7 protein-coding genes are annotated in these 5,358 nt (G+C 32.8%); 2 read left to right on the top strand and 5 right to left on the bottom strand.

The window, feature by feature from the left end; translation table 11 throughout:
• The coding region (locus QZ276_RS05560) for a hypothetical protein (RefSeq protein WP_292486046.1) at nt 1-309 on the top strand (309 nt) is incomplete at its 5' end.
• 100 nt (nt 310-409) lie between these two features.
• Here the strand turns inward: QZ276_RS05560 and QZ276_RS05555 are convergent.
• From QZ276_RS05555 to QZ276_RS05545, 3 genes are all read right to left on the bottom strand, one after another.
• On the bottom strand, nt 410-1,069 hold the full coding sequence (locus QZ276_RS05555; RefSeq protein ID WP_292486044.1) for a hypothetical protein: 660 nt from the start codon (nt 1,067-1,069) through the stop codon (nt 410-412).
• A 42-nt stretch (nt 1,070-1,111) separates the two neighbouring features.
• The gene (locus tag QZ276_RS05550) at nt 1,112-3,232 is read right to left on the bottom strand and encodes a type IV pilin (protein ID WP_292486042.1); all 2,121 of its coding nucleotides are present in this window, start codon (nt 3,230-3,232) and stop codon (nt 1,112-1,114) included.
• A gap of 117 nt (nt 3,233-3,349) precedes the next feature.
• Nucleotides 3,350-3,778, bottom strand: coding sequence for a type IV pilin N-terminal domain-containing protein (locus QZ276_RS05545; protein WP_292486040.1), 429 nt, complete (start codon nt 3,776-3,778; stop codon nt 3,350-3,352).
• 253 nt (nt 3,779-4,031) lie between these two features.
• Here QZ276_RS05545 and QZ276_RS05540 point away from each other — a divergent pair, with 253 nt between their 5' ends.
• Nucleotides 4,032-4,667, top strand: a complete 636-nt coding sequence (locus tag QZ276_RS05540; RefSeq protein ID WP_292486038.1) for a hypothetical protein — start codon at nt 4,032-4,034, stop codon at nt 4,665-4,667.
• A 9-nt stretch (nt 4,668-4,676) separates the two neighbouring features.
• Here the strand turns inward: QZ276_RS05540 and QZ276_RS05535 are convergent, their stop codons facing one another.
• Both QZ276_RS05535 and QZ276_RS05530 read right to left on the bottom strand, forming a co-directional pair.
• Nucleotides 4,677-4,934: a hypothetical protein gene (locus QZ276_RS05535; RefSeq protein WP_292486036.1), complete on the bottom strand. Its 258-nt coding sequence runs from the start codon at nt 4,932-4,934 to the stop codon at nt 4,677-4,679.
• A gap of 98 nt (nt 4,935-5,032) precedes the next feature.
• Nucleotides 5,033-5,358, bottom strand: a 326-nt coding sequence (locus QZ276_RS05530) for a hypothetical protein (RefSeq protein ID WP_292486035.1), incomplete at its 5' end; no start/stop codon positions are given.

Here is a 5,358-nt window from a genome sequence, read left to right as displayed (position 1 = left end):
GAAGTATTAAATGCAACAAAAGAAACAACAAAAACTATTTACACAAACATTTCCGTAACACTCGAAAGAGAACTCAAAAACTATTTCGAAAATAAAGAAACAGTAATTAGTGAACTCACAATCATCACCCCAAACAAAATCGAATTAAATACACTTACCGTAGAAAACTGTATCATATCTCACTTCGAGCAAACACTCGACACAAAACTCAAAAACACAACAAAAGAATTCATCATAGAAACACTCCCAAACACGATTATCTGCGAAATCGATTACCGACACGATAAAAATAAAAAACAAACAGAATAACGATTTACTATCATATCCGCATTATCCCACCATTTAACTATTTATAAGCAACCAACAAATTAAACACATAAATAATATTTTATACTTTATTAACAGTTAATTACTTAGTAACTTTTGAGACAATAACAAGTAATATAACTATAACAAACAACCCTCCAACGAATAAGAGTGCATATATTAACAATTTTCCAAGGATGTTTGCACCAGAATCGTTTTCAGAACTTGTGTCTTCATTTTGCACCGAATTTTTTCTGGGAGACGGAACATCTTGTGTTGGATTGAGATTCGGTTCAACTGTTCCTTGTAGGTTTATTGTATTTTCGTTTGGAGCAATCGAATAAATACCAACACCAGTAACTGTAGCACCATCAGAAACCACATCAACAGTGATGGTATCAAAAGTTCGAACATCTAGCGCAATAGGTTCACCAGTCGTATCAGCCACAGTTGTTTTATTTAGCGTAGTATTTGTATCAGAATTAGTTACTGTAACCGTTACTTCTTCGTTCGAAGAAACCCAAACAACCACTTTATCAATAGAATATTCATTATTAATTTGACCACTTGTCCAATATACAGAACTATTAATTACACTATTTTCTTGAAACCCTATATCTGGATTAGAAAAATTAGATTGATTACAGTCCATCTCACATGGATTTGTCCAATCATAGTCTGTTGCTTGTCCAACAGCACCACCAACAAATACACTCATCGCAAGTAAAAATAACACACTTACAATAGATACTTTTTGTAACATAACTATTACTAATACTTCAAACACTAAAAGCTTTAGGTTATATTAAGTTGTTACTTCAGTCCGAGTCTCATTAGTATAAGTAATATTTTCCCTATTATCGTTTCGAGTTACTGTTGTAACCGATTCCTCTGAACCATCTCTAATACTTGTTTGAATAGAATCAACTTCAACAGAATTACCAGATTTAACAATCAATGTTATATTAGCATTTTGAACCGTGTTTTTACTATAAATTAATACAACATTTCCAGTAGAAGTATCATTGTTAGTAGTCATAACACTACTTCTACCATTAATACCAACTGATAACTTATCTAAGTTAGAACCTGTAATATTTACAACAATAGACTCAGATTTGTCAGAGACACTAAGAGACTGTGTTGTATTATAATCAGATTCATTATTGTCAGAATCAATAACCATTGTGTCTGAATTGAAAGAAACTGTGCTATTATTCCATTCACCGTTCTTTAATTCAGATTCAGTTGATTTATTAAACTGTTGTGTATAACTGAAATTATATCCATATACAGAATAATTTTGAATTGTAAAATCTTTTTCATTAGATGAAAAAATACTTGGCTGAACATACTGATAATCGTCAATATTTGTATAACTGAAATTACTAACATATGCATATCCTTCGCTACTACCTGAGTCATATGATACAAAGAAAGATGAACCAATCTGATTAGAATAATTCAGCGTATTTGAACCATTTACGCCTAATACTGTTCCAGTTACATCATTTGAAGTGTGTAATTCAACCATATATGAATCAATACTATCTGTATTATTTAAGAACTTACTTCGATACTGTTCGTTATTAGTTAAACTTACTGTATCAGAAGATACCGTAGCATTAGAATTAATTCCTTCTGCTTCTTCAAGTTGTGTTGTTGTTGAAATTGGATTCGCTGGTAATGTGCCTGATACATATGTGATATTATATGATTGGATTGTAATGTCTTCAATACGAAGGTCGCCATCATACCGTTCAACTCTCACTTTCATCTCATCATATGACGCAATATCTACACCTTGGTTTGTTAGGGACATAGTATGATTCCCCAACCCACTAGTTGGGAATGAACCAACATATTCTTGTTTACCGCCAGAATCATATAGAAAAATTCTAGGATTTGCAGACCCACCACTAATATATGAGACATTAACGCTAATTGTAATATCATCGATTGCGTTCGGTGATGAATTAAATGACTTGAAATAATAACTTGCAAAATTCCCATCTGAGCTATTATACTCAATACCATCATTTGTTACTGTCGCAACACCAGGTGTATCATCATTTCTATAATCAGTAAATTGACTTGTTGTTGTGTAATGATTTAAAAAATTCTTCTCAGTTGTCGTAATATTATATGCTTTAACTTCATACTGCTTAAGTGTATAATTAGAACCAGAATTTGGATATGTGTATAAATAAATATCATTATTTCCTGTAAGACTTATATTCTGTGTCCCATTTTTATATGAATAATCATATCCAATATAACTATTTGTTCCGTTTTCATACGCATTTGTATAAATATAATCCCCACCAGAATTAATATCGTAATTTGTTGTTACTGAAACTTCATCTACTTCATCAGTAACATTAACAGTATGCGTTGTGTAACTATATATGACACTATCATTAGAATTTCGATAAATAGACGGATAGCCAGAATCTGTAACATATGTAGAATTGTCAAATGTAAAATCATCAAAACCAGATGGTGAGTTGATTGTTTGTGGTAGTGACTTTACAACAACTGTCGCTCCCGTGTTAGTATTTGTTGTATCTAAGTCACCAGACCAATTCGAACTTTTACGGATAGCCGTTTTAGACCCGTCCTTTGTTTTACCAATAACTACCCACTCACCACTCACGGTAACTGATTCACCTGTTGAAATAGTTGTATTAGAAGAATTATTAATAACATAGACTTCAACCGCTGAACCAGAATCAATAAGTGTGATGCTCGTTTTATTAGTTACTGGCTCGCTTGTTTGAATACCAGCATTTGCTGATTGATTAGTATTTTGTCCAAGGTCAAGAACAAAAACACCAACCACAACCGTCAGCAAAACTGTAATTGCCACTAACAATACGACACCGACAACAGGAGAAACACCATAATTATTATCTTTGAACCTCATTATATGTATAAATTAAACTACAGGGTTAAAAGCATTTGGGTTTAATAGAGATTAAACTACAAAATAACTACTAAAAGTAAATTTTTTATACTGTTTGAAATCAGTTAGTTAAGTGATTTATGCTGAGTAATTATATGTTTGGATAATGTTCTCTTCACCGTTAAGAACACCAATCACAGTAATCTGTTGACCATCAGAGATACCGCTTACTGTAACAGTTGTTCCGACTCCACCGTTACCATTAGAGTTAAGGAGATAATTACCATCTGTAGAATCAGTAGCTGTAACACCGCCTGATTGACTTCCAGGAGAATTAACATATACTGCATCTGCACTTTGAACACTATTCAACTGAACATCTACTTCATTCGACCCAGAGTCGAATGTTACTCCTGCTTGTGCGTTTTGGTTAACTTGGTCACCAAGACCAAGGACAAAAGTTCCAATTACAGCAGCAAGAATAACCGTGATAGCTACCATAAGAATTACACCGACAACAGGAGAAACACCCTTTGTGTCGAGACTAAATTTATTTGTAATATTCATTACAACTACTATATTTATATTACTACTACTTAAAAGTTTGGGTATAATGTTTGTAATAGGTTTTGACTTTGTATAACCCTATAATCGAATATCATTAATTTGTGTAGAAATCGTTGTAATTTCTGAGATTGTTGTGATAAGCAATTTATTTTTATTATGTATAGTGAGCATACGTGTGTATGTAAGTGTTGCTTATGATGTTTATTATCTAATTTGGGTAATACTTTAAGGGTGTTAAATTAAAAATAGATGTATGTCTAAGAGACAACAATCAAACAAATCGGGTAATCGAGAAGAAACAACAGTTATGAGCGTTAGTGATATTGGAAAGAAATCTACACTTGAAAGTAGTGATTTTTCGATGACTGTTGAAGATACTTGGTCTGTAGAGAAAGAAGATGGCGTAGATTATTATTGTAGACATACTGTTACAGATGAGACAACTGGTATTAACTTTACTGCAATTGAACGAAATCCTGCGGACGGAGAATATTGTGTCTTCGTTTGGGATTCAATTGCTGATGTATCTACAGAGGATTGGGTTAATATTACAGGTTTTGTTGTTTCAGATAACACACCTGATGTTGATAGTATTAATCAAAAGTTGCGAGTGAAACTTAATGAAGATGCGTTCTTGTATTATACAGCTAAAGATGAAGATGAATTATATATCGATGTTACAATCTGGGAAAGTGCGAGTATTTCAGAAAATTTCGAAGTCGGTGATGAGTTTGTTCTCCAAAGTGCAGTTATTGATGACTTTAGTGATAGACACTATGTGAGTGTTAACTCAGCAAGTGAAATGAATAAAATGAACAATGTTGATGAAATTACAAAGAAGATTCGAACAATCGTAAAATTTAATGGTGAAATATATAATAAAAACTAACAATTATTATTAAATTCGAGTGTTATTTGCTTGAAATTCTAAAACATCATAATCCATCTCATAATAGAACATAATATCATCTAGGGATGGATGATTATTTTCTGCAACATACTTATTTTCATCATTATTATATGCACGGATACTGCAGCTCTTATTACTACACAATCTCACTTTGAAGCCATCATTTTTCCTTAGTGTATTAAATTCTGTAACTGCAAACCTTGGTATTACCCCGATTTCATCACATTTTGGACATTTATCAGACATATCTATTAGTATGAAGTAATTATATAAAAAAGTTTCTATTTGGAATTTAATACATAATAGAAACGACTGTTAAATATAACAGAATAGTATTACTGTTTTTATGCCGTGATTACGAGGTCACCTGAAAGGTCAGCCGTATCATCGAGACCTGTTGTGTCAACAACGACAACAACAGTGTATGTTGAACCAGCTGCGGCAGTAAATGTCGCATCTGAGTTTGGTGTAACACTTGCGACCTGTGTGCCTGCGTTATCGTAGATGAGGAACTCAATTGGAGCAGTTGCACCTTGAGCATCAACAACATTATTGTATGCAACAGTAAAGTCCTTTGAAGTTGAGTCAGCGTTTGTCATATTAAACATATAACTGTTAATAGGGTCTGTTGTGTCCCCATACTCGAAAGTAGATTCGACATTAAGACCCG

The organism is Methanohalobium sp., assembly GCF_018609725.1.
In the GTDB taxonomy this organism is placed as follows: Archaea; Halobacteriota; Methanosarcinia; order Methanosarcinales; family Methanosarcinaceae; genus Methanohalobium.
This window is presented reverse-complemented; position numbering and strand designations above follow the sequence as displayed.